We start from the raw sequence: 26,471 nt of genomic DNA on the forward strand, positions 1-26,471 counted from the left end.
ACAGACCTATTCCGTCCCGCCAATCGGGCGGGAGTGTGCCCTAGAGTGGGTTGAAAAGGGCTGTACCGGGCGAAACCGGTGGTGTACGTCCAGGGTCTAACCAGTTCGACAGGGATGCCGGATGCCGCAAATTTCAGGTCTGATGCAGGGCAAGCGCGGGGTTGTTCTTGGTGTCGCCAATAACCGTTCGATCGCCTGGGGGATCGCGAAGGCGGCGCGCGCGGCCGGCGCGGAGATCGCGCTCACCTACCAGGGCGACGCCCTGAAGAAGCGGGTCGAACCGCTGGCGCAAGAGCTCGGCGGCGTTCTGCTCGGCCATTGCGACGTCACCGATCCCACGACCATCGATGCCGTGTTCGACGCGCTCAAGGCGAAGTGGGGCAAGATCGACTTCGTCGTGCACGCAATCGCGTTCTCCGACAAGGACCAGCTCGACGGCCGTTACCTCGAGACCACGGCCGAGAACTTCTCCAAGACCATGCTGATCAGCTGCTACTCGCTGACGGCGATTGCGCAGCGCGCCGAGAAGCTGATGCCCGATGGCGGCTCGATCATCACGCTGACCTATTATGGCGCCGAGAAGTGGATGCCTCATTACAACGTGATGGGCGTGGCCAAGGCGGCGCTGGAGGCGAGCGTGCGTTATCTCGCCGTCGATCTCGGCGAGAAGGGCATCCGCGTCAACGCGATCTCGGCCGGCCCGATCAAGACGCTGGCCTTTGCCGGCATCGCCGATTCCCGCTACCTCTTGAAGTGGAACGAGGTCAACGCGCCGCTCCGTCGCAACATCACGATCGAGGAGGTCGGCGACAGCGCGCTCTATTTCCTGTCCGACCTCGCGCGCGGTGTCACCGGTGAGGTCCACTATGTCGATGCCGGCTACAACGTGCTGGGCATGAAGCGGCCCGACGCGCCGGACATCTCGCTCGCGAAGGACTGACGCCAAGCAGCTCATGCCCGCGCCCACGATCTACTACATCCGCCACGGCGAGACGGAATGGAATGCGCGCGGGCGACTGCAGGGCGCGCAGGACATTCCGCTCAACGATCTCGGCCGGGTGCAGGCGGTCCAGTCGGGCAATATCCTCGGCGAGCTCGCCAGGCAGAACGGCCACGACGTCGCCGATCTGCCGTTCGTGGCGAGCCCGCTGGGCCGGGCCCGCGCGACCATGGAGCTGATGCGGCAGGCGCTGGAGCTGCCGCCGGAGGGCTATTCCCTCGACGCGCGTTTACGCGAGATCGGCTATGGCAGGTGGGAGGGGTTCACCCTGCCGGAGATGGAAGCCGCGGATCCCGTCTTCTACGCCAAGCGCCTGGCCGACAAATGGGCCCTGGCGCCGGAAGGCGGCGAGACCTATGCTGACGTGCAGCGGCGGGTGCGCGAGTGGTACGATACGCTGGCCGGCGACATCGTCGCGGTCGCCCACGGCGGCACGGCGCGGGCACTTATGGTGGCGCTCGGCTTCGAGACGCCGCAACGCGCGGTCGAGCTTCCGATTCAGCAGGGCGCCGTCTATGTGTTCGGCGCGGATGGGTTCGAGAAGTTCAGTTAGTTGATCACCGTCATTCCGGGGCGGTGCGAAGCACCGAACCCGGGATCTCGAGATTCCGGGTCTGGTCCTTCAGACCATCCCGGAATGACATTCTTCCGGTTGGTAGCAGCCCATGTCCTTCAACACCTTCGGCCATATGTTCCGCATCACCACCTTCGGCGAAAGCCATGGGGTGGCGATCGGCTGCGTCGTCGACGGCTGCCCGCCGCGGATTCCGCTGACCGCTGAGGAGATCCAGCGCGATCTCGACCGCCGTCGTCCGGGCCAGTCGCGCTTCACCACCCAGCGGCAGGAGCCGGATCAGGTGAAGATTCTGTCCGGCGTGATGGCGCATCCGGAGAGCGGCGCGCAGGTCACGACCGGCACGCCGATCGCGCTTCTGATCGAGAACACCGACCAGCGCTCCAAGGACTATTCCGAGATCAAGGACAAGTTCCGGCCCGGACATGCCGACTACACCTATGAGGCCAAGTACGGCCTGCGCGACTATCGCGGCGGTGGACGCTCCTCGGCGCGCGAAACCGCGACCCGCGTCGCCGCCGGCGCCATCGCCCGCAAGATCCTGCCGGATGTGAAAGTGCGCGGCGCGCTGGTGCAGATGGGTCCGCACAAGATCGACCGCAGCAAATGGGATTGGGACGAGGTCGCGAACAACCCGTTCTTCTGCCCCGACAAGGACAAGGCGGCGTTCTTTGCGGATTATCTCGATGGCATCCGCAAGAGCGGCTCCTCGATCGGCGCGGTGCTGGAAATCGTCGCCGAAGGCGTGCCGGCCGGTCTTGGTGCGCCGCTCTACGGCAAGCTCGATGCCGACCTCGCGGCGGCGATGATGAGCATCAACGCGGTCAAGGGGGTCGAGATCGGCGCCGGCTTTGCCGCGGCCGAGCTCACCGGCGAGCAGAATGCCGATGAGATGCGCGCGGGCAATGAGGGGGTCCGCTTTCTCTCCAATCATGCCGGCGGCATTCTCGGCGGCATCGCCACCGGCCAGCCGGTCGTGGTGCGCTTTGCGGTGAAACCGACCTCGTCGATCCTCAACCCCCGCCTGACCGTCGATCGCGAGGGCAACGACACCGAGATCCTGACCAAGGGCCGGCACGACCCCTGCGTCGGCATCCGCGCGGTGCCGGTCGGAGAGGCCATGATGGCCTGCGTGCTCGCCGACCATCTGCTGCGCCATCGCGGGCAGGTGGGCTGATCCAGTACCAGTTTACTCCTATCACCTCCGTCGCCTAAGGTCGGCGCATGGACGCATCCAAGCTGCAGGACATCAAGGACTGGCTGATCGACGGCGCGCGTTCCGCGGCGACGCCGAGTGCGATGATGGCGGAATGCTGCGAACGCCTGGTCGGGCTCGGGATTCCGCTGTGGCGGGTTGGCGTGTTTGTCCGCACCTTGCATCCGGAGATCTATGGCCGCAGCTTCATCTGGCGGCAGGGTGCCGAGGTCGAGACGGGAACCGTCGACTACAGTTTCCAGGACTCGCCGACCTTCCGCGACAGCCCGCTCGCGGCGGTGGTCCAGGAGGGCATTGCCTTCCGCGCCAATCCGCAGGCGGCGGAAGCGGAGCGCTATCCGATCCTGATGGATCTACGCGCCGAGGGCGTCACCGATTATCTCGCACTGCCGATGACTTTCCTCGAGCGTCAGATGCACGCGTCGAGCTGGACTACCAAGGACGCGGGCGGTTTCACGGAGGCGCAGGTGGAGGCGATCCGCTCGCTGATTCCGGCGCTGTCGCGCTACACCGAGATCACCACCTTGCGCCGGACTGCCTCGATGCTGCTCGACACCTATGTCGGCAATCGCGCCGGCGAGCGCATTCTCGGCGGCCAGATCCGCCGCGGCCACACCGACACCATGCATGCCGCGATCTGGCTGTCGGACCTGCGCGGCTTCACGCCGTTGTCCGACCGGCTGCCGGCCGAGACCGTGGTCGACATTCTCAACCATTATTTCGATTGCCAGGTCACCGCGATCCGCGAGCAGGGCGGCGAGGTCCTGAAATTCATGGGCGACGGCCTGCTCGCGGTATTTCCGATTGCCGAGCGGGATGGTGATCCGGCTGAGGTCTGCGGCCGGGTCCTGCAAGCTGCGCGTCACTCCCGCGGCAGCGTGGATGCACTCGCGTACCAGACCGGCGATACCGTCGAGCGCTTCCGCTTCGGCGTGGCGCTGCATGTCGGCAAATTGCTCTACGGCAATATCGGCGGCGGCAACCGGCTGGACTTCACCTGCATCGGTCCTGCGGTCAATGTCGCCGCAAGGCTGGAGAAGCTCACCTCGCGGCTGAAGCGCACCATCGTGGCCTCCGAGGCGTTCGCCGGCCTTTCAGGCGAACAATGGACCGAGCTCGGCGCATTTCCGATCGCGGGCCTTTCGACCGAGCAGCGCGTCTTCGGACTGCGCGACGAGGCTGTTGCTTAGAGCATGATCCGGAAAAGTGTGCAGCGGTTTTCCGAAAGGATCATGCTCAATCAAAAACCGTGTCCTATTCTTCCGGCTCGGTGGTGAACAGCAGCGGATAGCCGTTGGCGCGGCCGGCATCGGTGGCGCGCGTCGCCTTGGTCTCGGCGACGTCCTTGGTGAAGACGGCGACCACGCAGACGCCGCGCCGGTGTGCCGTGATCATGACCTTGTAGGCCTCGTCCTCGGTCATGCGGAATTCCGCCTTCAGCACCGAGACCACGAACTCGCGCGGCGTGAAGTCGTCATTGACCAGGATCACCTTGTAGAGACGCGGACGTTCAACCTTGGTCCGGACTCGGGTCTTGACCTTTGTCTCGGGCTTGGTGACGGCGTCGTTCATGCGGCGGCACCCATATTCCTGATGAGGTCACCGCATGACCATACAGCGTTCGGCGTAGCCGGGGAACTACGGGGTTTGGTAGTGCAGCCCAGCACCTACGGCGTCTCGTGGAGTGGATCTGGGATGTCGACACTGGTCGGGGACCACGCGCGTGCCCGCTTTATGGCCAGAGTTCGGCGCGCGAAGGCCAATTCGAATGTGAAAGTCTAACTCGAATGTGAATGAGATCGCCTGTTCTCGCTTTGCCGCCGGCGGATTGCATGTCACCATCCCGTCATAGGATCGGAGGGCAGCATGCGCTGGTGGATCTCGATCGGAATGCTGTGCGCGGTGGGCGCGCTGGCGTGCGGCGATGTCGCGGACGTCGCGGCCGCACCAAGAGCGCAGCCCACGCAGCAGCTGAGCGAGAAGGAAGCGGCAGCCTCCGTCGACGTCGAGCTCATCATCGCGGTCGACGTTTCCTATTCGATGGACCTCGATGAGCTCGCGATTCAGCGCGAAGGCTATGCCCAGGCGATCTCCTCGAAGGAATTCATGCAGGCGCTGAAGAACGGTCCGCACGGACGCGTCTCCATCACCTATTTCGAATGGGCAGCCTCCGGCGACCAGAAGATCATCATTCCCTGGCGCCTGATCGACGGGCCGGAAAGCGCGGACGCAGTCGCGGCCGAGATCATGAAGACGCCGATCCGTCGCGCCTCGCGCACCTCGATCTCGGGCGCGATCTATTTCGCGGTGCCGCTGTTCGACGACGATCCGTATCGTGGCCTGCGGCGCGTCATCGACATTTCCGGCGACGGTCCCAACAACAGCGGCGCGCCGGTCACGATCGCGCGCGACTCTGCGCTGGCCAAGGGGATCGTGATCAACGGGCTGCCGATCATGGTCAAGGAGCCGTCCTACTCGACGATGGACATCGACAATCTCGATTACTACTACGAAGACTGCGTGGTCGGCGGCCCCGGCTCTTTCGTCGTTCCGATCAAGAGTCGGGAGGAGTTCAAGGAAGCGATCCGGACCAAGCTGTTGATGGAGGTCGCCGGACGGACGCCGCAACGCCTGCCGGTCGCGGACAACGCCAAGGAGCCGCGCGTGTCCTGCTCGATCGGCGAGAAGATCTGGCAGGACCGGTGGGGACGCTAGAGCATGATCCGGAAAAGTGCGAAGCGGTTTTCCCTCATGACAAACGCGAGGCGCGTTCGCGCGGAGTCATGCTCAAACAATAAGCTGAAGCGCGATGAGGATTCATCCCGATCTCATCGCGCTTAGAGCTTCGTCGGTCAGGCGCTTGCGCCCTGAATCAATGCCCGTGTCTCGGCCTCGAGTGCGCGGATGATGGACAGGGCTTGACGAAAATCACTGCTGCCGGTTTGTTTCCACACCTCTGCTGTGCGAAGCGCGAGGCCAGGCAAGGTGCGCGGGAGTGAAGCGGCTTCCAGCAGCGCGCCCTTCTCGTTGATGAGATAGCGCTCGTTCAGCGCGAACAACACCTGGGCGAGACAGGCGAGAGCGCGATAGGCGCATCCCGCGATATGTGTGTGATCAGCGCGCGCGAGCGCGAGCTCGGCGTTCTCGATGCTGAACGAGATTTCCCATTGGAAGCGACGGATGATGGCCTCGCGCAGCGCGGCCGGATAGGGCGTGCAGCCGGCCTTGAGGTTCGCGAGCGCGCGCGTCGGATCGTGCAGGACGCGGCATAGCGCGACCTCGCCCATCCAGATCGCGGACAGGAAGCCGTGCGGATGGCCCGGCTGATAGTGCATCTCGATCACACCGCTCCGGCACGCCGCGATGACACGCGCGACCGCGTCGATCTCGCGATAGAGCAGGTCGACCTTGCGTCCGCCGATCGAAAGCCAGGCGCCGCCGACGATCCACGGCCCCCAGGTGCCGATCTCGGTGACATCGGCTGCGTCGGGATCATCGACCAGCCCGCGCACGGCCTGCCGGAGCCGCGCGGTATCCACCGGTCCGGCGGCGGTGAAATAGAGGCCGAGGTCATAATCGGAAGCCTCGTGCGCCGTGCCGCGCGCCCGCGAACCGCCGAGCGCGACGGCGGCGATGCCGGGCACCGCGATGAGCGCATCGACGATGCGGGTGAGCAGCGGATCGGATTGCACGTGAAGACCTCCGGCCGCATCGTACGCGACCGCGGCAGCCCCCGACCAGTGATCCCGGCCGCAAATTGCCCCCGGACCTGTCGCGCCAAAGCCACACTCAAGGCGAAAAACCGCTGGTTGCAGGCCGCTTTTGTTCGCTTGCCACGGTGATGCCGCGATTCGCGGGCGACCTCGCACGCGGCTGGGGCGGAGGCGCACAGAACATGCGTGTCATCGGCCCAATGAGGACTTCAGGAGTCACGCGCGAGCGCGACGTTTCCGCTCGCAGCCATCGTCTCGCCCTTCCGGGCGTCGGCCGGAACGTTATCCGGACTGGCGTTCTCTGCACGCTTGCTGCGTCGCTGGCGGCCTGTGCGCAATCTTCGGTGGTCAGCCACAGGGCGACCTTCACCGCCCCCACACGGCAGGCGGCACTCGAGCCACGGCATGCCTTTCATGCGCCAGTGTCTCATGCGCCCATGTCGGTGGTACGGCTCCGCGAGCCCGCCCCCGAAAGGCACACGACGGTCGCCTCGCTCGGCGGCTCACACGGTCTCGCCAGCTTCTACACGGAGGGGCAGCAGACCGCGAGCGGCGAGAGGTTCGATCCGCATGAACTGACGGCCGCGCATCCGAGCCTGCCGTTCGGCACGCGTCTGCAGGTGACCAACGTCTCGACCGGCAAGTCGGTGGTCGTCCGGGTCAATGATCGCGGTCCGTTCGTGAAGGGGCGGGTGGTCGACGTGTCCTATTCCGCCGCTGAAGCGCTCGGCATGGTGCACTCCGGCGTCGCCAACGTGAAGGTCGACGTGATGCGGTAGGTGGTTTCACGCTCAGAGAGCGTGCGACTACGACAGACAAGCGCGCCAACGTATCAGCGAATGTCGGGATGGTCGCAAGGCGTAGAAAGGGCATCGGAGATTCATCTCTGAACAGTGCCGCCAAGCGCTTCTGGGTCCCGGCTCTGCGGTGCGTCACTTTGTGCCGCACCGCGTCCGGGACGCGATACCGTCGCTTGAGTTCTGTGCCGTCGCGATTTCGCGCCCATCTCGTGTCCCGGACGCGGTGCAGCACGCAGTGCTGTGCCGCAGAGCCGGGACCCAGTCACGTTCCCAGCATTCACGCCTCGTCAGATCGCGCCAATGAGGATCGTTGCCCGCAACGGCGTTGATGAGCTCGTTCTTAGCGCCGCAGCCGCGCCACCAGCTCGACATGGGGGGTGTGGCGGAACTGATCGACCGGCACGACCGTCTCGAGTTTGTAGCCGCCGTCGATCAGCATTCTGACGTCGCGGGCGAAGGTCGCGACATTGCAGGACACCGCGACGACGACCGGCACCTGGCTGGCGGCCAACTGCTTGGCCTGCGCCTGCGCGCCCTGGCGCGGCGGGTCGAAGACGACGGCGTCGACATCGCGCAGCTCCTGCGGCATCAAGGGACGGCGGAACAGGTCGCGGGCCTCGGCTTTCACCGGCTTCAGGCCCGGCGTGTTGGCTACGGCCTTTTGCAGCGACATGACGGCGCCGGCGTCGCTGTCGAGCGCAGTGACCCTTGCCGATGCGGCGAGCCGCAGCGCGAACGGTCCGACGCCGCAGAACAGATCAGCGATATGCTTGGCCTTTCCGATCCGCTCGCCAACCAGCTTTGCCAAAGTCTCCTCGCCGGCGATGGTCGCCTGGAGGAACGAACCCGGCGGCAGCGTCACTTGTGCCGCGCCAATATTGATCATTGGCGGATGCCGCATCAGCACCAGCTCGCCATGGCGTGTCAGCCGCGCCAACCGGTGCTGCTCGGCGACGCGGGACAGCGCCGTGATCCGCGCCGGCGGCAGCGGCCCCGAGCCGCGGATATCGATGTCGAGGCCGTTATTGGTGGCAGTGGCCTGGATATCGAGCGGCTTGCCGGTCGGCTTCAGCGCCTCGGCCAAGGCCCACGCGGCTTCCAACGCGCCGGTGAGAGCGGGATCGAGGATCGGGCAGCGGTCGATTGGAATGATGTCGTGGCTGTTGGCGGCGGAGAAGCCGACCTTCAGCACCTCATGCGTGCCCATCCGCGCGTGGAAGGTGGCGCGACGCCGGCCCGCGCCATGCGCGTCGATCAGAGGGGCGACCTCGCAATCGACCTTGGCGGCTTTCAGGCTCTCGATGACGATGTTGCGCTTCCAGGCCTGATAGGCGTCCGGCTGCCAGTGCTGGATGGCGCAGCCGCCGCAGACGCCGAAATGCGGACAGAACGGCTCGATCCGCTCCGGGCTCGCGGTTTCGACCGCGAGCAGCTTGCGGCGGTCGGGATGGCCGGGGACAGGAGCCGCTTCGACCGTCTCGCCTCCGAGCGTGTAGGGCACATAGCGCGTATCGCCCGAGCTCAGCGAGACGCCGTCGCCGAGGTGGCCGACATGATCGATCACGAGCCGCTCAACCATGGCGCCGGGCTCCGAGGAAGAATTCGGCATTGCCGTCGCCACCGGTGATCGGCGAGGGAAACACCTCGATATCTGTGCAGCCGAGCGAGGCCGCGAAGGCGGCGATGTCGTCGCACACTTCCCGGTGGACGGCCGCATCCTTGATGATGCCGCCCTTGCCGTGCGCCCCCTTGGCCTCGAATTGCGGCTTGATCAGCGCCAGCAGGCTCATCGGCGAGGCCGCAAGTGACAGCGCCACCGGCAGCACCAGCTTCAGCGAGATGAAGCTGACGTCGATCACGACCACGTCGGGGCGCTGCGGCAGCCGCTTGCCCTCATAGGCGCGGATGTCGGTGGCTTCCATCGAGACGATGCGCGAATGGCCCTGCAGCGAGGGATGCAGCTGGCCGCGGCCGACATCGATCGCGAACACCAGCGCAGCGCCATTCGCCAGCAGCACTTCGGTGAAGCCGCCGGTGGAGGCGCCAACGTCGAGGCAGACATGATCCTCGATCTCGATCGGATAGCGCTCCAGCGCGCCGGCGAGCTTGACGCCGCCGCGCGAGACATAAGGGTGCGCCGGCTCGGCCTTCAGGTCAGCATCGAGTGGAATGGTCTCGGACGCTTTCATCACCTGCTTGTCGTTTGCGATCACGAGCCCCGCCTCGATGGCCGCCTGCGCCCGCGCGCGGCTCTCGAACAGGCCGCGTTCGACCAGGAGGATATCGGCGCGTTTGCGAGGAGGGGGCATGGAATTGCGATCAGTGGTCATGAGTTGTGTAGCTCGCGCAACCACTCCGGTGTCGTCCCGGGCAAGCGCCGACGCGCATCGCGCGTCGGTGCGCGGACCCGCGACCCATAACCACAGGACGCAGTCGGTAGGAAGGATCTATCTGCTTGCCTGCCACAAACAAGGTCCTGTGGTTATGGGTCCCGGCGTTCGCCGGGACGACACCGGAGTTTGCGCGAATGGTGCGGCTCCAAGCAACGCGTGTTGCAGCTCCGCTCACGCCGTCAGCAGCCGCTCCGCCGCCAGTTTCACGCAAGTCTCGAACGCCGCGAGATCGTGCCAGATATCGGCCGGTCGCGCGCGCGGCACAACCAGCGGGCAGCCGTAGGCGTCAAGCGCGTGGATCATCATCAGATTGTCGGTCAGGCCGAAATCTTCAACCGTCAGGCCTTCGGAATCCGTCAGTAGACTGCCTTGCGCCGTGACCGTGGTGAAGCGTCGCGCGCGATCCGCGTAGGTCGTGGGATCATTGGAATAGCCCAGGCAGAGCTTGCCGCGGCCCGCCATGTAGCCGAGCTCATAGACCGTACCGGCATCGGCCCCGGGGCCGCGGAAGGGCGTGAGATTGGCGATGATGGCGTCGGCCTTGTCCATCATGGCCACATTGCCGCGGAAGATATCCTGTGAGGCTGTGGCAGCGGCCAGATCGACGGTATTGTCGAGCGGATAGAGTCCAATGAGGCCGTGGCGGGCGCAGGTCGCGGCCTTCTGGCGCCCGGCCTCGATTGCATCCGGCAGGAACACGTCGGGACCTGCCAGATAGATCTTCATGCCTCACCCAAGCGGATGCGTAAGCCCGCCTCAGGCGAGCTTGACCACTTCGGCCTTGTAGTCCTTGCCGAGCGCCTCGAACACTTTGCGGACGATGCCCTTGGCGTCGAGGCCGGCGCGGCCATACATCGCCGCCGGCGTGTCGTGGTCGAGGAATTCGTCCGGCAGCACCATCGCGCGCATCTTCAGTCCGCCGTCGAGCATGCCCTGGTCGGCGAGGTACTGCATCACGTGCGAGCCGAAGCCGCCGACTGAGCCCTCCTCGATGGTGATCAGGATCTCGTGGTCGCGGGCGAGCTTCAGCACCAGCTCCTCGTCCAGCGGCTTCATGAAGCGTGCATCGGCGATGGAGGTCGACAGGCCCTGGGCGGCGAGTTCGTCGGCCGCCTTCTCGCATTCGGCCAGACGGGTGCCGAAGGAGAGCAGGGCGATCTGCTTGCCCTGGCGGATCATGCGGCCCTTGCCGACCTCGAGCGGAACGCCGACCTCGGGCATCTCGACGCCGCGGCCTTCGCCGCGCGGATAGCGCACCGCGCTCGGGCGGTCGTTGATGACGACCTGGGTCGCCACCATGTGCACGAGCTCGGCCTCGTCGCTCGCCGCCATGATCACCATGTTGGGCAGACAGCCGAGATAGGCATTGTCGAACGAGCCAGCATGGGTGGCGCCGTCGGCACCGACCAGGCCGGCGCGGTCGATGGCAAAGCGCACCGGCAGGCTCTGGATCGCCACGTCATGCACGACTTGGTCGTAGCCGCGCTGCAGGAAGGTCGAGTAGATCGCGCAGAACGGCTTGTAGCCTTCGGCGGCGAGGCCGGCGGCGAAGGTCACCGCATGCTGCTCGGCGATGCCGACGTCGAAGGTCCGCTTCGGGAATGCCTTGGCAAAGATGTCGATGCCGGTGCCGGACGGCATCGCGGCGGTGATGCCGATGATCTTGTCATCCTTTTCGGCCTGCTTGACCAGGCTCTGGCCGAACACGTTCTGATATTGCGGCGCGTTCGGCTTGGCCTTGGCCTGGGTGCCGGTGGCGACGTCGAACTTGGCGACCGCGTGATACTTGTCGGCCGAGGCCTCCGCCGGCGGATAGCCCTTGCCCTTCTGGGTCACGACATGGACCAGGATCGGGCCGGTCTCCATGTCGCGGACATTCTTCAGCACCGGCAGCAGGTGGTCGAGGTTATGGCCGTCGATCGGGCCGACATAATAGAAGCCGAGCTCCTCGAACAGCGTGCCGCCGTCCATCATGAAGCCGCGGGAATACTCCTCGACACGGCTGGCGCGGTTGGCGATCACCTTGGGCAGATGCTGGCCGAGCTGCTTGGCCGCCTCGCGCAGGGTGCGGTAGGTCTTGCCTGAGTAGAGGCGGGACAGATAGGCCGACATCGCGCCCACCGGCGGCGCAATCGACATGTCATTGTCGTTGAGGATCACGATCAGGCGGGAGTTCATCGCGCCCGCATTGTTCATGGCCTCATAGGCCATGCCGGCGGACATCGCGCCGTCGCCGATCACGGCGATCACATTGTTGGTGCCGCCGGAGAGGTCGCGGGCCACCGCCATGCCGAGGCCGGCGGAGATCGAAGTGGAAGAGTGCGCGGCGCCGAACGGATCGTAGTCGCTCTCGGTGCGCTTGGTGAAGCCGGACAGGCCGCCGCCGGTGCGCAAGGTACGGATCCGGTCGCGCCGGCCGGTCAGGATCTTGTGCGGATAGGCCTGGTGTCCGACGTCCCAGATCAGCCGGTCGCGCGGGGTGTCGAACACATAATGAATCGCCGTGGTCAGCTCGACGACGCCGAGCCCGGCTCCGAAATGCCCGCCGGTCACCGAGACCGCATCAATGGTCTCCTGGCGCAGCTCGTCGGCGACCTGCCGGACCTGTTCCACTTTGAGCCGACGCAGATCTTCGGGAGTCCTGATGGTATCGAGAAGCGGCGTTTTACTAAATGTGGTCACGGCGATATTCCAATTTTGCAGGTCGGGTTCAAGGACCGACGTGAGAGAGGTTCATCGTAACGGGCGGCGAAGCCAGATCAGACGGATGCTAGCGACATTGGTACCAAGTCAGATCCAGGTCTCATCCGCGCGGACCGAAGCGGCGGAAGAAAGCCAAAGCCGCGCTTCGGGACTGTTTATGTGATGCAGGTCACTCTTGGCGGGGGCCTCGTCCTCGTCATTGCGCCAAGTGGGCTTCGGCTCATTTCTCGTGCTTTTACAAGCAGTTAGCGTCATTCTCCTCGCGTGGAGGGGCGCCTGTAAAGCTCACAGTTCCGAAACCCTTTACACCAAAGTACGTCTTAAAGCCAAGACGGTGGAATAAGGCAAGCCCGCTAACGGGTCCTTACGGCAACACCTAACCCCGGCGGCGGGCAGACGGTTCCATGTAGCTGCCCAAATCGGTGGCGCCGGGCGCCCCGTATCGGCCCGGGGCGTCCAGCGCGGCCCAGGCATTTTCCCGTATTGCTCCGTCATTTGCGGTGACAACCGCAAGCGCTGCATCAGGGTGAGCCATGCGTTCGCGTAAGGGGACCGGTCCACAGACGATCATGAAGAAGTCATAGGCGTGCGGCCGTTCGTTGGCCATCACGAACTGGAAGTGCACCCGGAAGAACTGCCAGCGGAAAACGTTGTAGTGCTCCGGTTTGATGATCTCGCGGAACCGCACCCTGACGATAGTCGGGTTGCGTCTGCTGTCGCCGAGCTCGATGCCGTGGGCCGTAATCGGATCGAACAAGAAGAAGTTCATCACGTCCTTGCGCGCCTGGCAGTCGATCCAATCGATCTGCGGAGCCACCGCGAGCTCGGCGAGATGGGCGCGGAAATCGCTGGCCGCCTTGTGGAAGCCGACGATCGGGAAGTTGCCGCCGAGTGTCAGTAGCATCAACCGCGGCCCGGTGCGGCCGAGCGTGGGATCGCGCTTCAATGCGCGCGCCAGCATCTCGGCAGCCAGGAACGAGCCGGAACTGTGGCCGACGATGACGATCTCGTCGGCGTTGCTGCTGCGTACGACGTCAGTCAGATATTGCGCGAAACGATCGATGCGCTGGTCCCACTCGGGACGGTCGCGATGGGCGAACTGCCAGGTCCAGATCGTGTCGCAGAGCAGGTACAGCACGTAGGTCTGGTTCTCGAAATAGCGCAGCGCGCCCCATAGCAGCGCGAAGAAAATGGCTGCGGCGGCGAGGAAGTTGAGCGGGGCGGGCGCGCCGAGCGCGTCGAGTCCTTTGCTGAACACGAAGGCGATGGCGGCTGCGCCGACCGCCTCCAACAGCAGGATGATGTGCGGCCAGGTGATGAAGGTCGCAAAGCGCCAATTGGCCCGCCAGAAGCGCGCGATGGTGCCGCGGAACATCAGCCGCCAATAGATCCAGACTGCCTCCAGCACGATGCGCCAGATCGGCGCAGCCAGGTCGTTCTGGATGAAATCCTCAAACCGCAGGAAGTCGTAGGTCGTCCGGGTGTGCCAATTCTCGCCCTTGGTTTCGATCGACCAGGAGGCGATTTCGCCGTCGGAACTCGAATGCGGGCGGCTGATCGTCGCCGCGACCTGGTAGAGCCGGCCGAACTTGCGCAGTTCGGTCCGGAACATGCGGTAATATTGCGCGAGCCCGCGGGGGTCGTAGCCCTGCACATAGATGATATGGCGGTTCTGCACGCGCACGCGGCTTGGAGATCCTGCTGGCAAAGGTGAAGGTGACGATGCGAATGCTTAGCCGGTTCGAGGCCGGCCGTGTCTGAACAATTGGCAATGCCGCCCGCTCGGGACGGTCTGAATGTCTCCTCCCGGAGCTGGACTATATCAGCCCGGACGGGGCTCCAAGACAGTTTTGCAAAAGTTTTAAGCTGCTGTGCACCATCGCGAGGCGTTCGTCCCGCGGTGAATGCGCGCAGGTTCTGGTGCAGGCTGATCGGCCGCTGCTGCGAGGATGATCGATCTTACCTCAAGGAGGTGGGGGCCGGCTTCACGCGGGATAAGGTTCAGCCGGCAAGGTCTGCGGCTTGCTCAGAATAAGCTCACTGCACGTCGAGCGGCTCGACCCCGACCGGCTGGCCGCTGGCGTCAGTCGTGATCTTTTCGACCCGCGCCTCGGCCTGCCGCAACAGATCCTCGCAGCGCCGCTTCAAGGCCTCCCCCCGCTCATAGATCGCCACCGATTCCTCCAGCGGCACCTTGCCTTCTTCGAGCCGCTTGACGATCGATTCCAGTTCTTCGATTGCGCGCTCGAACGACAGCGTCTTGACGTCGGGGAGGGTGTTTTCTGCCATACCGGGATCCTGCGATTAGCGCTTCATGGCCGGGTTTCGACCGGGGCCGGCTTTTACACCCCCGCGTCGTCCATGTCAGGCTTGCATGTTCGGCCTGGCCAACAATGGTACCTCGTCCTGCGACACCAGCACCTGCATTCCATCTGGGAGGCGCATGCTTGGCGTCAAGTCTGGTAGTTAACTAATTGATTCCAATCGAGCTTCTGATTTGGTGGTCGTATTGCGATGTTCCGGTCGACGCGCTGCGACCGTCAAATTTCTCCACAGGAGATCACGCCCCGGTCAGCGCAGCGACGTGGGCGGCGACCGATTCCTTCAAACCCTGAAGATCATAACCGCCTTCCAGGACCGAGACCACGCGTCCGCCAGCGGTCTTGTCGGCAAGCCCCATCAGCTTGCGGGTGACCCAGCCGAAATCCTCGGCCCGCAGATTGAGCGAGGCCAGCGGATCACGATAATGGGCATCGAAGCCGGCCGAGATGATCACGAGCTCGGGGCTGAATTTCGTGAGCTGCGGCAGGATCAGGTTCTCGAAGGCGGAGCGGAACTCCAGGCTGCCGTTTTCCGCCGCCAGCGGCGCGTTGACGATGGTGTCGTGGTCGCCGCGCTCGCCGCGCGCGCCGGTGCCCGGGAACAGCGGCATCTGATGAGTCGAGCAGTACATCACGCTCTTGTCGGCCCAGAAGATGTCCTGGGTGCCGTTGCCATGATGGACGTCGAAATCGACGATGGCGGCGCGTTCGATGCCAAACTGGCGCTGCGCGTAGCGGGCGGCGATTGCGACATTGTCGAAGAAGCAGAAGCCCATCGGCTTGTTGATCTCGGCATGATGGCCGGGCGGACGCACCGCGACGAAGGCGTTCTGATGGGTGCCCGACATGACAGCACTGGTGGCTGCGACCGCGCCGCCGACGCCGCGCATCACGGCTTCCCAGGTGCCTGGCGACATCGAGGTGTCGCCGTCGAGATAGACGATGCCGGAGGTCGGCGCGATGTGCCGGAGCTCGGTCACGTAGTGCTCCTGATGGCAGAGCAGCACCAGGTCGAGATCGCCCTCCGGCGCCTCGTCGCGGTCGAGCAGCGCGAAACGCTCCTCGGTCAAAGCTTCCTCGACAGCGCGCAGCCGGTCGGCCCGCTCCGGATGTCCCGATGGAGTGGCGTGATCGAGGCAGGCGGGATGAGAGAGGTACAGTGTGGACATACTGAAAGCCGGCCTCACGCGCGTTGCGGTTGAACGCCTAATCTAGGCGCTGGCGGGAGGCTCGGAAAGGGCCATGACGGCGGTATGACGGGTTTCGTCCGTCTCATGGACGTTCGCGAGCTTGCGCCACGAACCATTGCCCCAGCGGTGGTGAGCTCCCATTCCCCGCAAACGGGCCAGGTCCACGGCGAGCGTCAGCCCCTTAAGAGACTACGGCGCCCGGTTGGTGATGCGGTCGCGCGGCGGCGGTGCCAGCGGGCTGCGATCTGCGAGATAGCCGAACAGAACCTCGTCGTCGAACCTGCCTGTGAGCGGATCGAGGCCGGCCTTGAACGCGGTGAAATTGTCGCCGCCGAGCGCGAGATAGTTGTTGATGGTCACGCGATAGGACGCGGCGGGATCGATCGGCGCCCCGTTCAGCGTGATCGACGCCGCTTCGATCCGTTCGCCGTCCGGCTTCGCCGGGTCGAATGCATAGGCGAATCCCCTGGACAGCTGCAGGATGCGCGGGCGCTTCGGGTCGTGCCATTGCTGCTCCAGCGCGGCCTTGATGTCGGCGCCCGTGAGCGTCACCGTGACCAGTTGGTTCCGGAACGGCTGGCTCGCAAACACCTCGGCGTAGGTCACCGGGCTACCGTTCTCATGCCGCGTCAGATCGGTGCGGATGCCGCCGGGATTGGTCATGGCGATGACGGCGGCCCCCTTGTCGGCGGCAGCCGTCGCGGCGAGCTGCGCATCGGCAATGACGTCGCCGAGCGCGCTTTCGCCCGATGCATTCGGCATCCGCGACAAGGTCTCGGTGAGGACCCCTGCCGGCCGGTTGGCGATGGGGCTTGCGACCTTGTCGTAAGCTTCGATCAGCGCGGTCTGCTCGGCATCCTTCGGCAAGGTCGTGGTCACGATCACATTGTCGGCCTTGGCGCTGGTCACGTCGCGCGTAGCGGGATCAAGTGTGAGGTCGATCGCGGTGACGAGGGTGCCGAACTTGTCGCCCGACGTCACCAGCCGGCCGTCGATGGTGCAGACATAGGCCTGATGGGTGTGGCCGGAAATGACCAGGTCGACGGCGCGGTCGAGCTTCTTCACGATGTCGACGATCGGCCCGGAAATGCCCGGGCATTCGTTATAGCCGCCGGTGGGCCAGCCGCCTTCATGGATCAGGACGACGATCGCTTGGACGCCCTTGGCCCTCAATTCCGGCAACAGCGCATTCACGGTGTCCGCTTCGTCGCGGAAGTCGAGCCCGGCCGAGGCGGCCGGCGAGATGATGTCGGAGGTGCCCCTCAAGGTGAGCCCGATGAAGGCGACCGGCATGCCCTCGAAGGTCCGGATCTCGTAGGGCGGAAACACGGTCTTGCCGGTCTCCTTCACGAGGGTCGAGGCCGCGAGATAATGGAATTTGGCGCCGAGAAACGGATGCGGCCCCTGGCAGCCGTCCTTCGGATGGCAACCGCCGTTCTGCATCCTGAGCAGCTCGTCCTTGCCCTCGTCGAATTCGTGGTTGCCGACCGACGCGACGGCAAGTCCCATCATGGACAGCGATTCGACCGTCGGCTCGTCATGAAACATCGCCGACAGGAACGGGCTCGCGCCGATCAGGTCGCCCGCGGCGACGAAGATCGTGTTCGCGTGTCCCTCGCTGAGCTGTTTGACCAGCGTCGCCATGTGCTCGGCGCCACCGGCGGGAACGAGCGTGATCCTGGTCGGATCGGCCGGATCGCTGATCCTGATGCCCGACGGCGGCGGCTTCAGGTTGCCGTGGAAATCGTTGATCGCGAGGATGCGCACCTTCACGAGAGCTGCGGTTTCGGCACGACCGGCCGGGACGATGGAGCTCGCCAAGAGGCAGGCGAGGGCAGCGCGACTGAGAAGGTTCATGACGATTGCAAGACGTGACAATTGCAAGACGAGACGATTACAGGACGAGACGATTGCAAGACGTGATCCGCGCGACCGCCTCATGACGCGACCGCAATTGTCTCACTCTACTGCGGATGGCATAACGATGCCAAATCACAGCAATGATCGGGGAGGAATTCGTGAAAAGATCGCTCGTTTTGTTCGCGGGATTGTGTGTGGCGACCGGTGTCGCAGCGCAGTCGGTGCCGGATCTCGTGAAGGAGATGATCAAGCACTGGAACACCCCGACCGAGCCGTTCAAGGTCATCGACAACATCTATTATGTCGGCACCGACGGGCTTGCCTCCTATCTCGTGACCACGCCGCAGGGGCACATTCTGATCGACACCGCGATGCCGGAGGCGACCGGGCAGATCGAAGGCAATATCGCCAAGCTCGGCTTCAAGGTTGCCGACATCAAATATCTCATCAACACCCATGCCCATATCGACCACACCGGCGGGCTGGCGCAGATCAAGCACGATTCCGGTGCGCAGATGGTGGCCGGCGCCAAGGACCAGCCGCTGCTGGAGGGCGGCTATTATCCGGGCCGTGAGGAACAGAAGGAGCTGATGTTTCCGCCGGTCAAGGTCGACCGCGCCGTGCACGAGGGCGACACGGTGTCGGTCGGCGGGGTCACGCTGACCGCGCACGAGACCCCCGGCCATACGCCCGGCTGCACCAGCTGGACCACCACCGTGAAAGACGGCGAGGCGACGCGCAGCGTGCTCTTCTTCTGCAGCGCCACGGTGGCGCTCAACCGGCTGGCCGGCCGGCCGACCTATCCCGGCATCGTCGACGACTACAGGAAGACGTTCGCGTGGGCGAAGACGGAGCATCCCGACATCCTGCTGGCGCCGCATCCCGAGATGTATGACATGGCGGCCAAGCGCGCCAAGATCGCCGACGGTGCGCCCAATCCCTTCGTCAAGCCGGGCGAATTCAACACCTATCTCGACAAGCTCGAGACCCAGTTCGACGACGGGCTGGCCAAGCAGACTGCCGAGGCGCAGACGGGAAAATAGCGGTTTGGACGGACCGTGTGGCTCGCATTGACGCGGCGTCTTCAAGGCGCCCGTCAACCGCCGCGCGCGAGCTCGGTTCTCTCAATGCTTCTTCCGCTCCAGGAACGCGGTGAACGCCGCCACCGCCTCCTTGGAGCTCATGCGCTCGCCGAAAATATGCGCCTCTTGGTCGATGCGGCGGGTCAGCTCGTCCGGCGGGGTGCGGATCAGCTTGCGCGAGATCGCGACCGCCTCGGCCGGCAGCTTGCAGATCTCGCGGGCGACCTTGTGTGCCTCGACCTCGGCATGGCCCGGCGACACCACCGCATTGACGAAGCCGGCGATGTGGGCTTCCGCCGCGGTCATGGTCCGCCCCATCACCAGCATCGCAAAGGCGCGCTGATAGCCCATGGTCTGCGGCATCAACAGGCTCGAGGCCCCTTCCGGCACCAGGCCGAGCCGCAGGAACGGCGTCGAGAAGGTCGCCGCCGTGGAGGCCAGCACATGGTCGCAATGAAACAGCAGCGTGGTCCCGATGCCGATCGCGATACCGTCCACCGCGGCGATGATCGGCTTCACATTATGCGCCAGCGAATAGAGAAACTTGACCATGTCGGAGGTGCGCACAGCCTCGCTGCTGACGGTGCCCGCATGCAGGAATTCCTCGAGATCGTTGCCGGAGGTGAATACCCCGGAGCCGCCGGTGATCATCAGGCAGCGGATGTTCGGATTGTTCTGCGCGGTATCGATCGCTTCGGTCATCCCGCGATACATCGCTTGCGTGATCGCGTTCTTCTTTTCCGGGCGGCGGAGCTTGATCACCCGCGTCTCGCCCTCGTCGGTGATGATCAGATGGTCGGTCATGTCGTGCCTCGCCTTGCCCCCGGCGGCTCGTGCTGCCTTTTGAGTCCGTTGGAACGATAGCCTACATCAATCCAATGCGAGGCCAAGTGGCGTGCGGGGCCTTTCCCGACGTGTCGTCCACTCAACCAGAGCGGGAAACGCGGGAGCGAGATCGTTCCGCAACAGGGGCGCTGCACCCTCGTCGGAAAGCATGGATCAATTGCGCATCGCGCGACCCAACCGGGTAAGGCTTCTCAACAGCCCCGGCAGATGCTGGTCACGCCATATCTCAGCAGCCGGTCGTTCTCTTTCACCGTCTGGCGCTCGAGCCGCTGGCGCTCGCGCTTGGACAGATGCTGCCATTGGCGGACATAGCGGGCACGCGGCGTGTAGGCCGGCTGGGTGGAGCGCAGCGGGGCTGCGCCCGGCACCGGCACTGGATTGAGGTTGGGCTGCGGCAGCACCGGCGCCCGCGCCGCATTGCCGATGCCTGAGGGGTCGCGCAGCACGCCGTTGAGCCCGTTGATATTGGCCGGCCCGAGCGGAATCCCGCTGGTGCCGGTGTCCTGGGCGAGCGCGGGCGCCGCGATCATGGTGAAGGCGGTGATGCCGGCCAGCATGGCGCGGCGGACGTCGGTTCGAAATGCAGGGACCGGGCGTGCTCGAGTCATGAGGCGGAGGCTTTCAAGAAGGGGAGCGGCTTTCACAAGGCACGAAGTTGATAACGCGCGAGCTGGCCGCGAGTTCCGCCAGCGATCAGCCGCGTCATTGGAATAACGCCACACTTGTTACTCCCAGCGATCAGCTCTCCGGTGCCAAAACCATCTCACGCCAACGACGCGCGCTGCGCAAGGGACGTTCCGTCATACGAGCCGCGCCGCAATCGGGAGAACGAGCCATGACCACGTCAGCCGAAAGCCAACGAACAACCGGACAGCAGGCCATGAAGAGACCACCCATTGTGTCGCCGCAGGAGTGGGAGGCGGCGCGCCAGGCGCTGCTGGTGAAGGAGAAGGTGCAGACGCGGGCGCGCGACGCGCTCGCCGCAGAGCGCCGGCGCATGCCCTGGACTGTTGTGGAGAAGGATTATGTGTTCGAGGGGCCGGCGGGCCGGCTCAGCCTGCGCGATCTGTTCGCGGGCCGGCGCCAGCTGATCGTCTACCGCGCCTTCTTCGAGCCCGGCGTGTTCGGCTGGCCCGATCACGCCTGCCGCGGCTGCTCGATGGTGGCCGACCAGGTCGCCCATCTCTCTCATCTGAATGCCCGCGACACCACGCTGGTGTTCGCCTCGCGCGCGCCGCAAGAGGAGATTGCGAAGCTGAAGGCAAAAATGGGCTGGACCATGCCGTGGGTCACGATCACCGACAGCTTCGATGCCGATTTCGGCGTCGGCGAGTGGCACGGCACCAACGTCTTCTTCCGCGATCGTGACCGCATCTTCCGCACTTATTTCATCAACAATCGCGGCGACGAGCAGATGGGCGGCACCTGGAACTATCTCGACATCACACCGCTCGGCCGCCAGGAGGTCTGGGAGGATTCGCCGGAAGGCTATCCGCAGACACCGACCTACAAATGGTGGAATTGGCACGACAGCTATGTCGAAGGCGCCGCACCCGACCAGCGCTGGGTCGAGGTGTCCGACGCCGGCGAGGCGGCGTTCCGGAACAAGAGTTAGTTGCGGCGTCTTCAGGTCGATCCGGCCCTCATGGTTCGAGACGCGCGGCTTTGCCGCGCCCTCACCATGAGGGTCTACGATCTAGCCGCGAAACACGCCCTCGTCCTGAGGAGCTCGCCGGAGGCGAGCGTCTCGAAGGACGGCGGCGGGAGCGATCGTCGGCCGAGTCCTTTCATACATGCGAGAGCCTGCCGCTTGCGGGGACAGGGAGCCAACCTCTGCCCCTCGCATTACCGACGTAACCGCTTTTCGCGCCTCGGAAACGCGCTCGAAAAATTCGGCTGCTGATCTGCGGCTCCAGCAAACCTGGAGCAGGCGGCATGAGCGGAAAGTTGGGTCGGCGGGCGGTGGTGATCGGTGCGGGCATTGGCGGCTTGGCGGCCGCAGGCGCCTTGGCCCCGTATTTCGAGCAGGTCGACATCGTCGAGCGCGACGTGCTGGCGGGGTCGGCCGCCTCGCGCACAGGCACCCCGCAGGATCGGCATTCCCATGGGCTACTCGCGGGCGGGCTCAAGGCGCTGGACGAGATCTATCCTGGCTTTTCGCAACAGCTGACGAAGGCCGGCGCGGTCGCGGTCGGGATCGCGCAGGACGTCCGCTACGAGCGCGGCGATGTCGGCGCGTTGCCGATGCGGGATCTCGGCATCTCGATCCGTGGCGCCACGCGGCCGCTGATCGAAGCGGTGTTGCGCAATTGCGCCACAGCGGTGAGCAACATCGCCGTGCATTCGGGCTGCCGTGTGAGCGCGATCGTTCCCTCGCCAAGAGGTGCTGATGTCCACGGGGTGCATATCGAGCTCCGGTCCGGATCTTCCAAGACCCTGGAAGCCGATCTGGTGATCGATGCCTCGGGCCGCGGCGCGCCGACCCTGATGCTGTTCGACGCGCTCAGCTGGGCGCGGCCGAAGCTGAGCGAGGTCGGCGTCGACATCAGCTACGCGACCGCGGTGCTGGACATTCCCGACGAGGCGCCGACGTGGAAGCTCGCGATCACGCTGCCCAGTCCGCCGACCCAGCCTCTGAACGCGCTGCTGCTGCCCGTGGAGGGCGACCGCTGGATGGTCACCATCATCGATTACGGCGCCCCCGGGCAGCTGAAGACCTGGGAAGACTTGCTCGCTGCCGCGCGCCGGCTTCCGACTCCATCGATCTATCAGGCGATCCGTCACGCCACGCCGCCGGAGAGCCTCAGCCACTACGGCTTCGCTGCCAGCATGTGGCGGCATTTCGAGCAACTGCCGCGATTGCCGCGCGGCGTGCTGCCGCTCGGCGATTCGATCTGTCGCTTCAACCCGATCTACGGCCAGGGCATGTCATCGGCCGCGCGGCAGGCGCGGCTGCTGCGTGAGATGTTGGAGCGGGTGGCCGCCGAGCCGGATCCGATTGCCGCCGTGCAGGCGGGTTTCATGGCCGAAATCCCGGGGGTGGTCGAGGCGCCCTGGAGCATGTCGACCCGCACCGACCTGGCTTTTCCGACCACGCGCGGCGAACGGCCGGAGAATTTCGAGCAAAGCCGGCAGTTCGACATCGCCTTGTTCCGGGCGGTGATCGCCGATCCCGTGGTCCATCGCGCGATGGTCGAGGTCGCTCAGCTGCTCGCACCGCGCAGCCTGCTGCAGGAGCCGCATATCAAGGCGCGGATCGAGGCGGTCGCCGCGAAAGCGATGGCGTGAGCGGCGGGCGTTGTCCTCAGCAGCCGTGGCAGATGCCGTGCATCTTGCTTAACGTCGTGTCGTACTCCTTGACCAGCGGCTCATACGCCTTGGGATCCAGGCCCCTGCGGCCACGGAACCGCGCATTGGCCATGTCGGCAGGGCGCGCCACAGGCTGGCCCTGGAGCTGCCGGATCGAGGACTCCGAGGTTCGCTTGAGCTGCTCGTCGAAGCTCTTGTAGGCATCGGAGTCCTTCCAGCGCTGCGCGGCATCGGCGCTGTCGAATTGCAGCATCGTCACATGCGCCGCCGCGGTCCCGTCCCAGGACGGTGGATTGTCGACGTCGCTGACGACGCGGCCCTCGAACGGCAGCACAGCATCCGCCAAGCCGTGCAGCGCGTTGATGAAGGCGTCCTTGTCGTTCAGTCTGGCCGTGCTGATCAGCACATAGGTCGGGGTGATGATCGCTTCGCCGCGGCCTTCACCGCCACCGCCAGGGCCGATATGACCTAATCCCATGTGACCTAGTCCCGTGTGACCGAAGCCGCCATGTCCGATATGGCCGAAGCCGCCGCGCGCCAGCGTCGGCGACGACGGCGCCGCCGTCAGCGCGATCGCGAGCCCGATCGCCACATAACTCTGTTTCATCTCCAAGCCCGATCTCAAGCCCGATCTGGTGTCACCCTGGGGGCGAGAGTGACCGGCTCGATCACGCCTTGCAAGGCGAGGGCAGGAGAAGCTCACGCAACGGTGAGGACGCCTTGCGCGGAAGGCGCGGGTGAGCATCGCGGCACGCATGGCGGGACACAAAACGTCACGATCGGCGCGCCCCGCGCCTCAGTCCTCGGCGGGCAGTCCATCGCCGTGGACATACCAATCGGCGCGCGAGGCCCAATGAACATGGCGGTCCGGCGTTGTGCCGAGCGGCTGGTCGAAACTTCCCGCCGGAATGATCGCCTCGCGGCCGCTGCGCGTCAAATGCGGCAAGGGGCTGCCGCAGATTCTGCAGAATGCGGTGGCAAAACTTCGCGCCTGCGGCAGGTCGAAACGGACCACGGACACTTCTCCGCGAAGCCATCGCAGCGCCGAGGCTTTCACGATCACTTCGCAGGAATGCGCAGTCCCGGTCGCTTTTCGGCAGCGCGAGCAATGGCAGTTCAGGAAATGGTCGAACGGTGCGTCGACCTCGAAGGCGACCTTGCCGCACAGGCAGCTTCCACCAAATGCGACCATTTGCATATCTCCTCGCCTGACCGCGCCCCGGATGATTGGCCGCGCGTTACGTTCGCAAGTTAACGGACGTGGCCGAGAGCAACAACGCTGTAGCGAATGATGTATTACAACAGAGACTTCGGCCTGCAGTGATGAGCAGCTCAGGGAGGGCGCGAGGCGCAAGGATCGTCGGGGCAGCGCCGCGAGGCGGGCTCTCGCACATGCAGAAAAACCGGCCCGCTATCTCTCCCGCGGCCGTCCTTCGAGACGCTCGCCTCCGGCGAGCTCCTCAGGACGAGGGCTTGCTTTGTGGCAAAATGGCAAACCCTCATGGTGAGGGTGCGGCGCGCCCGAGCAGGCCGGGCGCCAGCGAGGCCGTCCGCGAACGGTGCAATAAAGGCGCACATCTCCGGACGATGCTTCGCATCGCCGGGAGAACCATGAGGCCCCCATGCGGTTGCCCTTGCCCGGAAGGGGAAGATGAATCCGGTGCGACCACTATGCGCTTGCAGTCCAGCGATGCGATGAGGAGCAGATGTCAGCGTCGATGCGCGGCCGTTCAGGCCGCGACGCCCGCGCTCGACGATGCGCTCGCACTGCTGCTCGTGCCGCCATTGGTCGTGCCCTGCGCATTGTAGGTCTGGGCGCCCTTGCTGCTGTCGCTGCCTGAGCTGGCGGCCGCGGTCTTGGTCACTTCGGTCGAGCCGTCGGAATAGGTGATGGTCGTGGTGGTGACGCCGTCGACGGTGATCGAGACTTCGCTGACCACGGTCTTGCTCGATGATGAGCTGCCGCCCGAGGAACTGCTGGAGGAGCTGCCGGACGCGCTGCTGGTCGAGCTGGTGTCGGACGTCGCGCTGGTCTGTGACGTCGCCGAGGTGGATTGCGTGGCTGATGTGGCCTGGGACGAGGCGGCCGCTGTGAGCGAACTGACGGAGCTGATCGACATGGGATTCTCGCGTGAAGAATGGATCGGTGCCGGCCACGCCGGATGGCGATTGGCCCGCTTCTTCAACGCAGATGTCCGCCAGAGCTGGCGTCACGAGTTGTGTCTGATCGTGTCGGTGTGCTGCTTTGCTAATGAACGCTTAAAGCAGACAATCGCCCGCACTTTCCTCCCTCCGTCATTCCGGGGCATTCGCGCACGCGCGGATGAGCCCGGAATCCATAACCCGTGCCGAAAATGGCGAGGCGGGCATCAAGCCTGTCACTCAGTATAGGTCCGCCAGCGCTCCGCACGTCGGAAGTGGGTGACCGTCAGACAGCGGCGGGCCCGGCTGATCTGGGCATCGGTCGCGCCGTGACTGCGCGCATACATCTCGGCCACCGCCGCGGTGTATTTCTCGACATAATATCGCACCTCCGAGCAGGAGATCTGATGCTCCAGCCCTGGTTCGCTCGCGGCCTGCAGCTCCGAACCCATCGCCAGCATCAGAACACCTGCGCAGATCACACCCCGCAACATCGACGTCCCCCCGTCAACAGAACACAGTTGGACAGCAGGTCTGAATCGTGCCGGCAGCGCAAATTAACATTGCTGGTTGTAGCGAAGTTTGCGGACAGTGTTGCGCGGCAGTGTCACCGAGCTGTCATGCCGCGTTCCGCGCCCGGAACCTACGACGTCTGACAGTGCACGCGAACGGGCTTCGAGTTCTGCCGTTTTGCACCATGGGATCGGCTGCCCTGTGTTTGCTGACGGGAAAACGGAATGCGATCGAACGGCCCCGCCACTTTATCGGCCGATCGAGCCCCCCTGCAGACGATCCGGTGAGCGGAGATATCCCTTCTGAGACAGCTTCACGACCTGACAGTTCGCTTTCAGTATCTCTATATGGGCGGCCCCAATTGAGACTTGTTGGAGGGATGCGGGATGATCTTCTGCGCTACGGCTGCCGTCGATGATCCACCGATCTCCTCCATCCTTGAGGCGGAGCGGACGCTCTGTCTCGAAATCCGCATCTCCATAAATCTTCCTGAAGATCATCTCCGCGAGGGCCAGCGCGATCTCCGAGGATGCGAGTTCCACACCCGTTGCACGAAACAGCAACATCGAAGGATCTTCGTGCGCCGTCGGCACTGTTTCTCTCGCGGTGGCGGCCTGGATCAACAGCATCGAGAGCACGACAGAAACAAAGCGCGGCATGACGGGTACCTGGCTATATCAAGAGATGTTAGGAGTAGTCCTCTTGTCGCGAGCAACGTTGGATCGCAACTGCAACATCATGGCTGCCCGACGGGCGAAGCACTCCGCCCTTCTCCCAAAATCCTGTCAAGTCCTTCGGAAAAACATAAA

27 protein-coding genes are annotated in these 26,471 nt (G+C 64.8%); 10 read left to right on the forward strand and 17 right to left on the reverse strand.

What is annotated here, in order from left to right; genetic code table 11:
- The first annotated feature begins 121 nt into the window (after nt 1–121).
- The 4 genes from fabI to BRAS3843_RS26000 all read left to right on the forward strand — a co-directional run bounded on the left by fabI (nt 122) and on the right by BRAS3843_RS26000 (nt 3,980).
- Nucleotides 122–940, forward strand: a complete 819-nt coding sequence (gene fabI, locus BRAS3843_RS25985; protein ID WP_008972073.1) for an enoyl-ACP reductase FabI — start codon at nt 122–124, stop codon at nt 938–940.
- Nucleotides 941–953: 13 nt separating this feature from the next.
- A complete protein-coding gene (locus tag BRAS3843_RS25990) occupies nt 954–1,553 on the forward strand; it encodes a histidine phosphatase family protein (protein ID WP_008972074.1) in 600 nt (199 codons plus the stop codon).
- 112 nt (nt 1,554–1,665) lie between these two features.
- A complete protein-coding gene (gene aroC, locus BRAS3843_RS25995; RefSeq protein ID WP_008972075.1) occupies nt 1,666–2,751 on the forward strand; it encodes a chorismate synthase in 1,086 nt (361 codons plus the stop codon).
- A 47-nt stretch (nt 2,752–2,798) separates the two neighbouring features.
- Nucleotides 2,799–3,980, forward strand: a complete 1,182-nt coding sequence (locus BRAS3843_RS26000) for an adenylate/guanylate cyclase domain-containing protein (protein WP_008972076.1) — start codon at nt 2,799–2,801, stop codon at nt 3,978–3,980.
- Nucleotides 3,981–4,044: 64 nt separating this feature from the next.
- On the opposite strand, the gene clpS is transcribed toward BRAS3843_RS26000, so the two are convergent.
- Complete coding sequence (clpS, locus tag BRAS3843_RS26005) at nt 4,045–4,362, reverse strand: ATP-dependent Clp protease adapter ClpS (protein WP_008972077.1); 318 nt, start codon at nt 4,360–4,362, stop codon at nt 4,045–4,047.
- 294 nt (nt 4,363–4,656) lie between these two features.
- Between clpS and BRAS3843_RS26010 the strand changes: the two genes are divergently transcribed.
- Entirely contained in the window at nt 4,657–5,505 is an 849-nt protein-coding gene (locus tag BRAS3843_RS26010; RefSeq protein ID WP_008972078.1) for a DUF1194 domain-containing protein, read from the forward strand.
- Between the two features lie 137 nt (nt 5,506–5,642).
- Here BRAS3843_RS26010 and BRAS3843_RS26015 read toward each other — a convergent pair whose 3' ends face one another.
- A complete protein-coding gene (locus BRAS3843_RS26015; protein ID WP_008972079.1) occupies nt 5,643–6,482 on the reverse strand; it encodes a nucleotidyltransferase domain-containing protein in 840 nt (279 codons plus the stop codon).
- A gap of 458 nt (nt 6,483–6,940) precedes the next feature.
- Here BRAS3843_RS26015 and BRAS3843_RS42600 point away from each other — a divergent pair, with 458 nt between their 5' ends.
- Nucleotides 6,941–7,282: a septal ring lytic transglycosylase RlpA family protein gene (locus tag BRAS3843_RS42600; protein ID WP_347379590.1), complete on the forward strand. Its 342-nt coding sequence runs from the start codon at nt 6,941–6,943 to the stop codon at nt 7,280–7,282.
- A gap of 361 nt (nt 7,283–7,643) precedes the next feature.
- On the opposite strand, the gene BRAS3843_RS26025 is transcribed toward BRAS3843_RS42600, so the two are convergent.
- The 8 genes from BRAS3843_RS26025 to BRAS3843_RS26060 form a co-directional block, all read right to left on the reverse strand.
- A complete protein-coding gene (locus tag BRAS3843_RS26025) occupies nt 7,644–8,882 on the reverse strand; it encodes a methyltransferase (protein ID WP_008972081.1) in 1,239 nt (412 codons plus the stop codon).
- On the reverse strand, nt 8,875–9,612 hold the full coding sequence (locus tag BRAS3843_RS26030; RefSeq protein WP_035982777.1) for a TlyA family RNA methyltransferase: 738 nt from the start codon (nt 9,610–9,612) through the stop codon (nt 8,875–8,877). The genes BRAS3843_RS26025 and BRAS3843_RS26030 overlap by 8 nt, the downstream gene beginning before the upstream one ends.
- Nucleotides 9,613–9,867: 255 nt before the next feature.
- Nucleotides 9,868–10,422 carry a nucleoside 2-deoxyribosyltransferase gene (locus BRAS3843_RS26035; protein ID WP_008972083.1) on the reverse strand — a complete coding sequence of 185 codons (555 nt, stop codon included), beginning with the start codon at nt 10,420–10,422 and terminating at the stop codon, nt 9,868–9,870.
- A gap of 30 nt (nt 10,423–10,452) precedes the next feature.
- Entirely contained in the window at nt 10,453–12,378 is a 1,926-nt protein-coding gene (dxs, locus tag BRAS3843_RS26040) for a 1-deoxy-D-xylulose-5-phosphate synthase (protein WP_035982778.1), read from the reverse strand.
- 397 nt (nt 12,379–12,775) lie between these two features.
- Nucleotides 12,776–14,083: a hypothetical protein gene (locus BRAS3843_RS26045; protein ID WP_008972086.1), complete on the reverse strand. Its 1,308-nt coding sequence runs from the start codon at nt 14,081–14,083 to the stop codon at nt 12,776–12,778.
- Nucleotides 14,084–14,436: 353 nt separating this feature from the next.
- Nucleotides 14,437–14,688, reverse strand: a complete 252-nt coding sequence (locus BRAS3843_RS26050) for an exodeoxyribonuclease VII small subunit (protein WP_008972087.1) — start codon at nt 14,686–14,688, stop codon at nt 14,437–14,439.
- 271 nt (nt 14,689–14,959) lie between these two features.
- Complete coding sequence (locus BRAS3843_RS26055) at nt 14,960–15,889, reverse strand: histone deacetylase family protein (RefSeq protein WP_008972088.1); 930 nt, start codon at nt 15,887–15,889, stop codon at nt 14,960–14,962.
- A 210-nt stretch (nt 15,890–16,099) separates the two neighbouring features.
- Nucleotides 16,100–17,767: a bifunctional metallophosphatase/5'-nucleotidase gene (locus BRAS3843_RS26060; RefSeq protein ID WP_008972089.1), complete on the reverse strand. Its 1,668-nt coding sequence runs from the start codon at nt 17,765–17,767 to the stop codon at nt 16,100–16,102.
- Nucleotides 17,768–17,910: 143 nt separating this feature from the next.
- Here BRAS3843_RS26060 and bla point away from each other — a divergent pair, with 143 nt between their 5' ends.
- On the forward strand, nt 17,911–18,813 hold the full coding sequence (gene bla, locus BRAS3843_RS26065; RefSeq protein WP_008972090.1) for a subclass B3 metallo-beta-lactamase: 903 nt from the start codon (nt 17,911–17,913) through the stop codon (nt 18,811–18,813).
- An 81-nt stretch (nt 18,814–18,894) separates the two neighbouring features.
- Here the strand turns inward: bla and BRAS3843_RS26070 are convergent, their stop codons facing one another.
- Both BRAS3843_RS26070 and BRAS3843_RS26075 read right to left on the reverse strand, forming a co-directional pair.
- A complete protein-coding gene (locus tag BRAS3843_RS26070) occupies nt 18,895–19,656 on the reverse strand; it encodes a crotonase/enoyl-CoA hydratase family protein (RefSeq protein WP_008972091.1) in 762 nt (253 codons plus the stop codon).
- 233 nt (nt 19,657–19,889) lie between these two features.
- Complete coding sequence (locus BRAS3843_RS26075) at nt 19,890–20,306, reverse strand: hypothetical protein (RefSeq protein ID WP_139024972.1); 417 nt, start codon at nt 20,304–20,306, stop codon at nt 19,890–19,892.
- A gap of 227 nt (nt 20,307–20,533) precedes the next feature.
- Between BRAS3843_RS26075 and BRAS3843_RS26080 the strand changes: the two genes are divergently transcribed.
- Together BRAS3843_RS26080 and BRAS3843_RS26085 are read left to right on the forward strand one after the other, a co-directional pair.
- Nucleotides 20,534–21,313, forward strand: coding sequence for a DUF899 domain-containing protein (locus BRAS3843_RS26080; protein ID WP_008972093.1), 780 nt, complete (start codon nt 20,534–20,536; stop codon nt 21,311–21,313).
- Nucleotides 21,314–21,633: 320 nt separating this feature from the next.
- Nucleotides 21,634–22,986, forward strand: coding sequence for an FAD-dependent oxidoreductase (locus BRAS3843_RS26085; protein WP_008972095.1), 1,353 nt, complete (start codon nt 21,634–21,636; stop codon nt 22,984–22,986).
- Between the two features lie 16 nt (nt 22,987–23,002).
- On the opposite strand, the gene BRAS3843_RS26090 is transcribed toward BRAS3843_RS26085, so the two are convergent.
- From BRAS3843_RS26090 to BRAS3843_RS40935, 3 genes are all read right to left on the reverse strand, one after another.
- Nucleotides 23,003–23,614 carry a DUF1330 domain-containing protein gene (locus BRAS3843_RS26090; protein WP_008972096.1) on the reverse strand — a complete coding sequence of 204 codons (612 nt, stop codon included), beginning with the start codon at nt 23,612–23,614 and terminating at the stop codon, nt 23,003–23,005.
- A 189-nt stretch (nt 23,615–23,803) separates the two neighbouring features.
- Nucleotides 23,804–24,199, reverse strand: coding sequence for a GFA family protein (locus BRAS3843_RS26095; protein ID WP_008972097.1), 396 nt, complete (start codon nt 24,197–24,199; stop codon nt 23,804–23,806).
- A gap of 538 nt (nt 24,200–24,737) precedes the next feature.
- Nucleotides 24,738–24,947: a hypothetical protein gene (locus BRAS3843_RS40935; protein WP_139024973.1), complete on the reverse strand. Its 210-nt coding sequence runs from the start codon at nt 24,945–24,947 to the stop codon at nt 24,738–24,740.
- Nucleotides 24,948–24,951: 4 nt separating this feature from the next.
- On the opposite strand from BRAS3843_RS40935, the gene BRAS3843_RS40940 reads away from it, so the two are divergent.
- The gene (locus BRAS3843_RS40940) at nt 24,952–25,398 is read left to right on the forward strand and encodes a hypothetical protein (protein ID WP_139024974.1); all 447 of its coding nucleotides are present in this window, start codon (nt 24,952–24,954) and stop codon (nt 25,396–25,398) included.
- Here the strand turns inward: BRAS3843_RS40940 and BRAS3843_RS26105 are convergent.
- Together BRAS3843_RS26105 and BRAS3843_RS26110 are read right to left on the reverse strand one after the other, a co-directional pair.
- On the reverse strand, nt 25,386–25,643 hold the full coding sequence (locus BRAS3843_RS26105; RefSeq protein WP_035982780.1) for a hypothetical protein: 258 nt from the start codon (nt 25,641–25,643) through the stop codon (nt 25,386–25,388). The two genes, BRAS3843_RS40940 and BRAS3843_RS26105, sit on opposite strands and share 13 nt — an antisense overlap.
- 267 nt (nt 25,644–25,910) lie before the next feature.
- Nucleotides 25,911–26,321, reverse strand: coding sequence for an NTF2 fold immunity protein (locus BRAS3843_RS26110; RefSeq protein WP_008972101.1), 411 nt, complete (start codon nt 26,319–26,321; stop codon nt 25,911–25,913).
- Nucleotides 26,322–26,471 lie beyond the last annotated feature (150 nt).

This window comes from Bradyrhizobium sp. STM 3843, from assembly GCF_000239815.1.
Lineage (GTDB): Bacteria > Pseudomonadota > Alphaproteobacteria > Rhizobiales > Xanthobacteraceae > Bradyrhizobium.

Bases quoted from the DNA above. Each gene is read 5' to 3' on its own strand.
- fabI (WP_008972073.1), top strand. From the start codon at position 122: ATGCCGCAAATTTCAGGTCTGATGCAGGGCAAGCGCGGGGTTGTTCTT.
- BRAS3843_RS25990 (WP_008972074.1), top strand. From the start codon at position 954: ATGCCCGCGCCCACGATCTACTACATCCGCCACGGCGAGACGGAATGG.
- aroC (WP_008972075.1), top strand. From the start codon at position 1,666: ATGTCCTTCAACACCTTCGGCCATATGTTCCGCATCACCACCTTCGGC.
- BRAS3843_RS26000 (WP_008972076.1), top strand. From the start codon at position 2,799: ATGGACGCATCCAAGCTGCAGGACATCAAGGACTGGCTGATCGACGGC.
- clpS (WP_008972077.1), bottom strand. From the start codon at position 4,362: ATGAACGACGCCGTCACCAAGCCCGAGACAAAGGTCAAGACCCGAGTC.
- BRAS3843_RS26010 (WP_008972078.1), top strand. From the start codon at position 4,657: ATGCGCTGGTGGATCTCGATCGGAATGCTGTGCGCGGTGGGCGCGCTG.
- BRAS3843_RS42600 (WP_347379590.1), top strand. From the start codon at position 6,941: ATGTCGGTGGTACGGCTCCGCGAGCCCGCCCCCGAAAGGCACACGACG.
- BRAS3843_RS26025 (WP_008972081.1), bottom strand. From the start codon at position 8,882: ATGGTTGAGCGGCTCGTGATCGATCATGTCGGCCACCTCGGCGACGGC.
- BRAS3843_RS26030 (WP_035982777.1), bottom strand. From the start codon at position 9,612: ATGCCCCCTCCTCGCAAACGCGCCGATATCCTCCTGGTCGAACGCGGC.
- BRAS3843_RS26035 (WP_008972083.1), bottom strand. From the start codon at position 10,422: ATGAAGATCTATCTGGCAGGTCCCGACGTGTTCCTGCCGGATGCAATC.
- BRAS3843_RS26050 (WP_008972087.1), bottom strand. From the start codon at position 14,688: ATGGCAGAAAACACCCTCCCCGACGTCAAGACGCTGTCGTTCGAGCGC.
- BRAS3843_RS26055 (WP_008972088.1), bottom strand. From the start codon at position 15,889: ATGTCCACACTGTACCTCTCTCATCCCGCCTGCCTCGATCACGCCACT.
- BRAS3843_RS26060 (WP_008972089.1), bottom strand. From the start codon at position 17,767: ATGAACCTTCTCAGTCGCGCTGCCCTCGCCTGCCTCTTGGCGAGCTCC.
- bla (WP_008972090.1), top strand. From the start codon at position 17,911: ATGATCGGGGAGGAATTCGTGAAAAGATCGCTCGTTTTGTTCGCGGGA.
- BRAS3843_RS26070 (WP_008972091.1), bottom strand. From the start codon at position 19,656: ATGACCGACCATCTGATCATCACCGACGAGGGCGAGACGCGGGTGATC.
- BRAS3843_RS26075 (WP_139024972.1), bottom strand. From the start codon at position 20,306: ATGACTCGAGCACGCCCGGTCCCTGCATTTCGAACCGACGTCCGCCGC.
- BRAS3843_RS26080 (WP_008972093.1), top strand. From the start codon at position 20,534: ATGACCACGTCAGCCGAAAGCCAACGAACAACCGGACAGCAGGCCATG.
- BRAS3843_RS26085 (WP_008972095.1), top strand. From the start codon at position 21,634: ATGAGCGGAAAGTTGGGTCGGCGGGCGGTGGTGATCGGTGCGGGCATT.
- BRAS3843_RS26090 (WP_008972096.1), bottom strand. From the start codon at position 23,614: ATGAAACAGAGTTATGTGGCGATCGGGCTCGCGATCGCGCTGACGGCG.
- BRAS3843_RS26095 (WP_008972097.1), bottom strand. From the start codon at position 24,199: ATGGTCGCATTTGGTGGAAGCTGCCTGTGCGGCAAGGTCGCCTTCGAG.
- BRAS3843_RS26105 (WP_035982780.1), bottom strand. From the start codon at position 25,643: ATGTTGCGGGGTGTGATCTGCGCAGGTGTTCTGATGCTGGCGATGGGT.
- BRAS3843_RS26110 (WP_008972101.1), bottom strand. From the start codon at position 26,321: ATGCCGCGCTTTGTTTCTGTCGTGCTCTCGATGCTGTTGATCCAGGCC.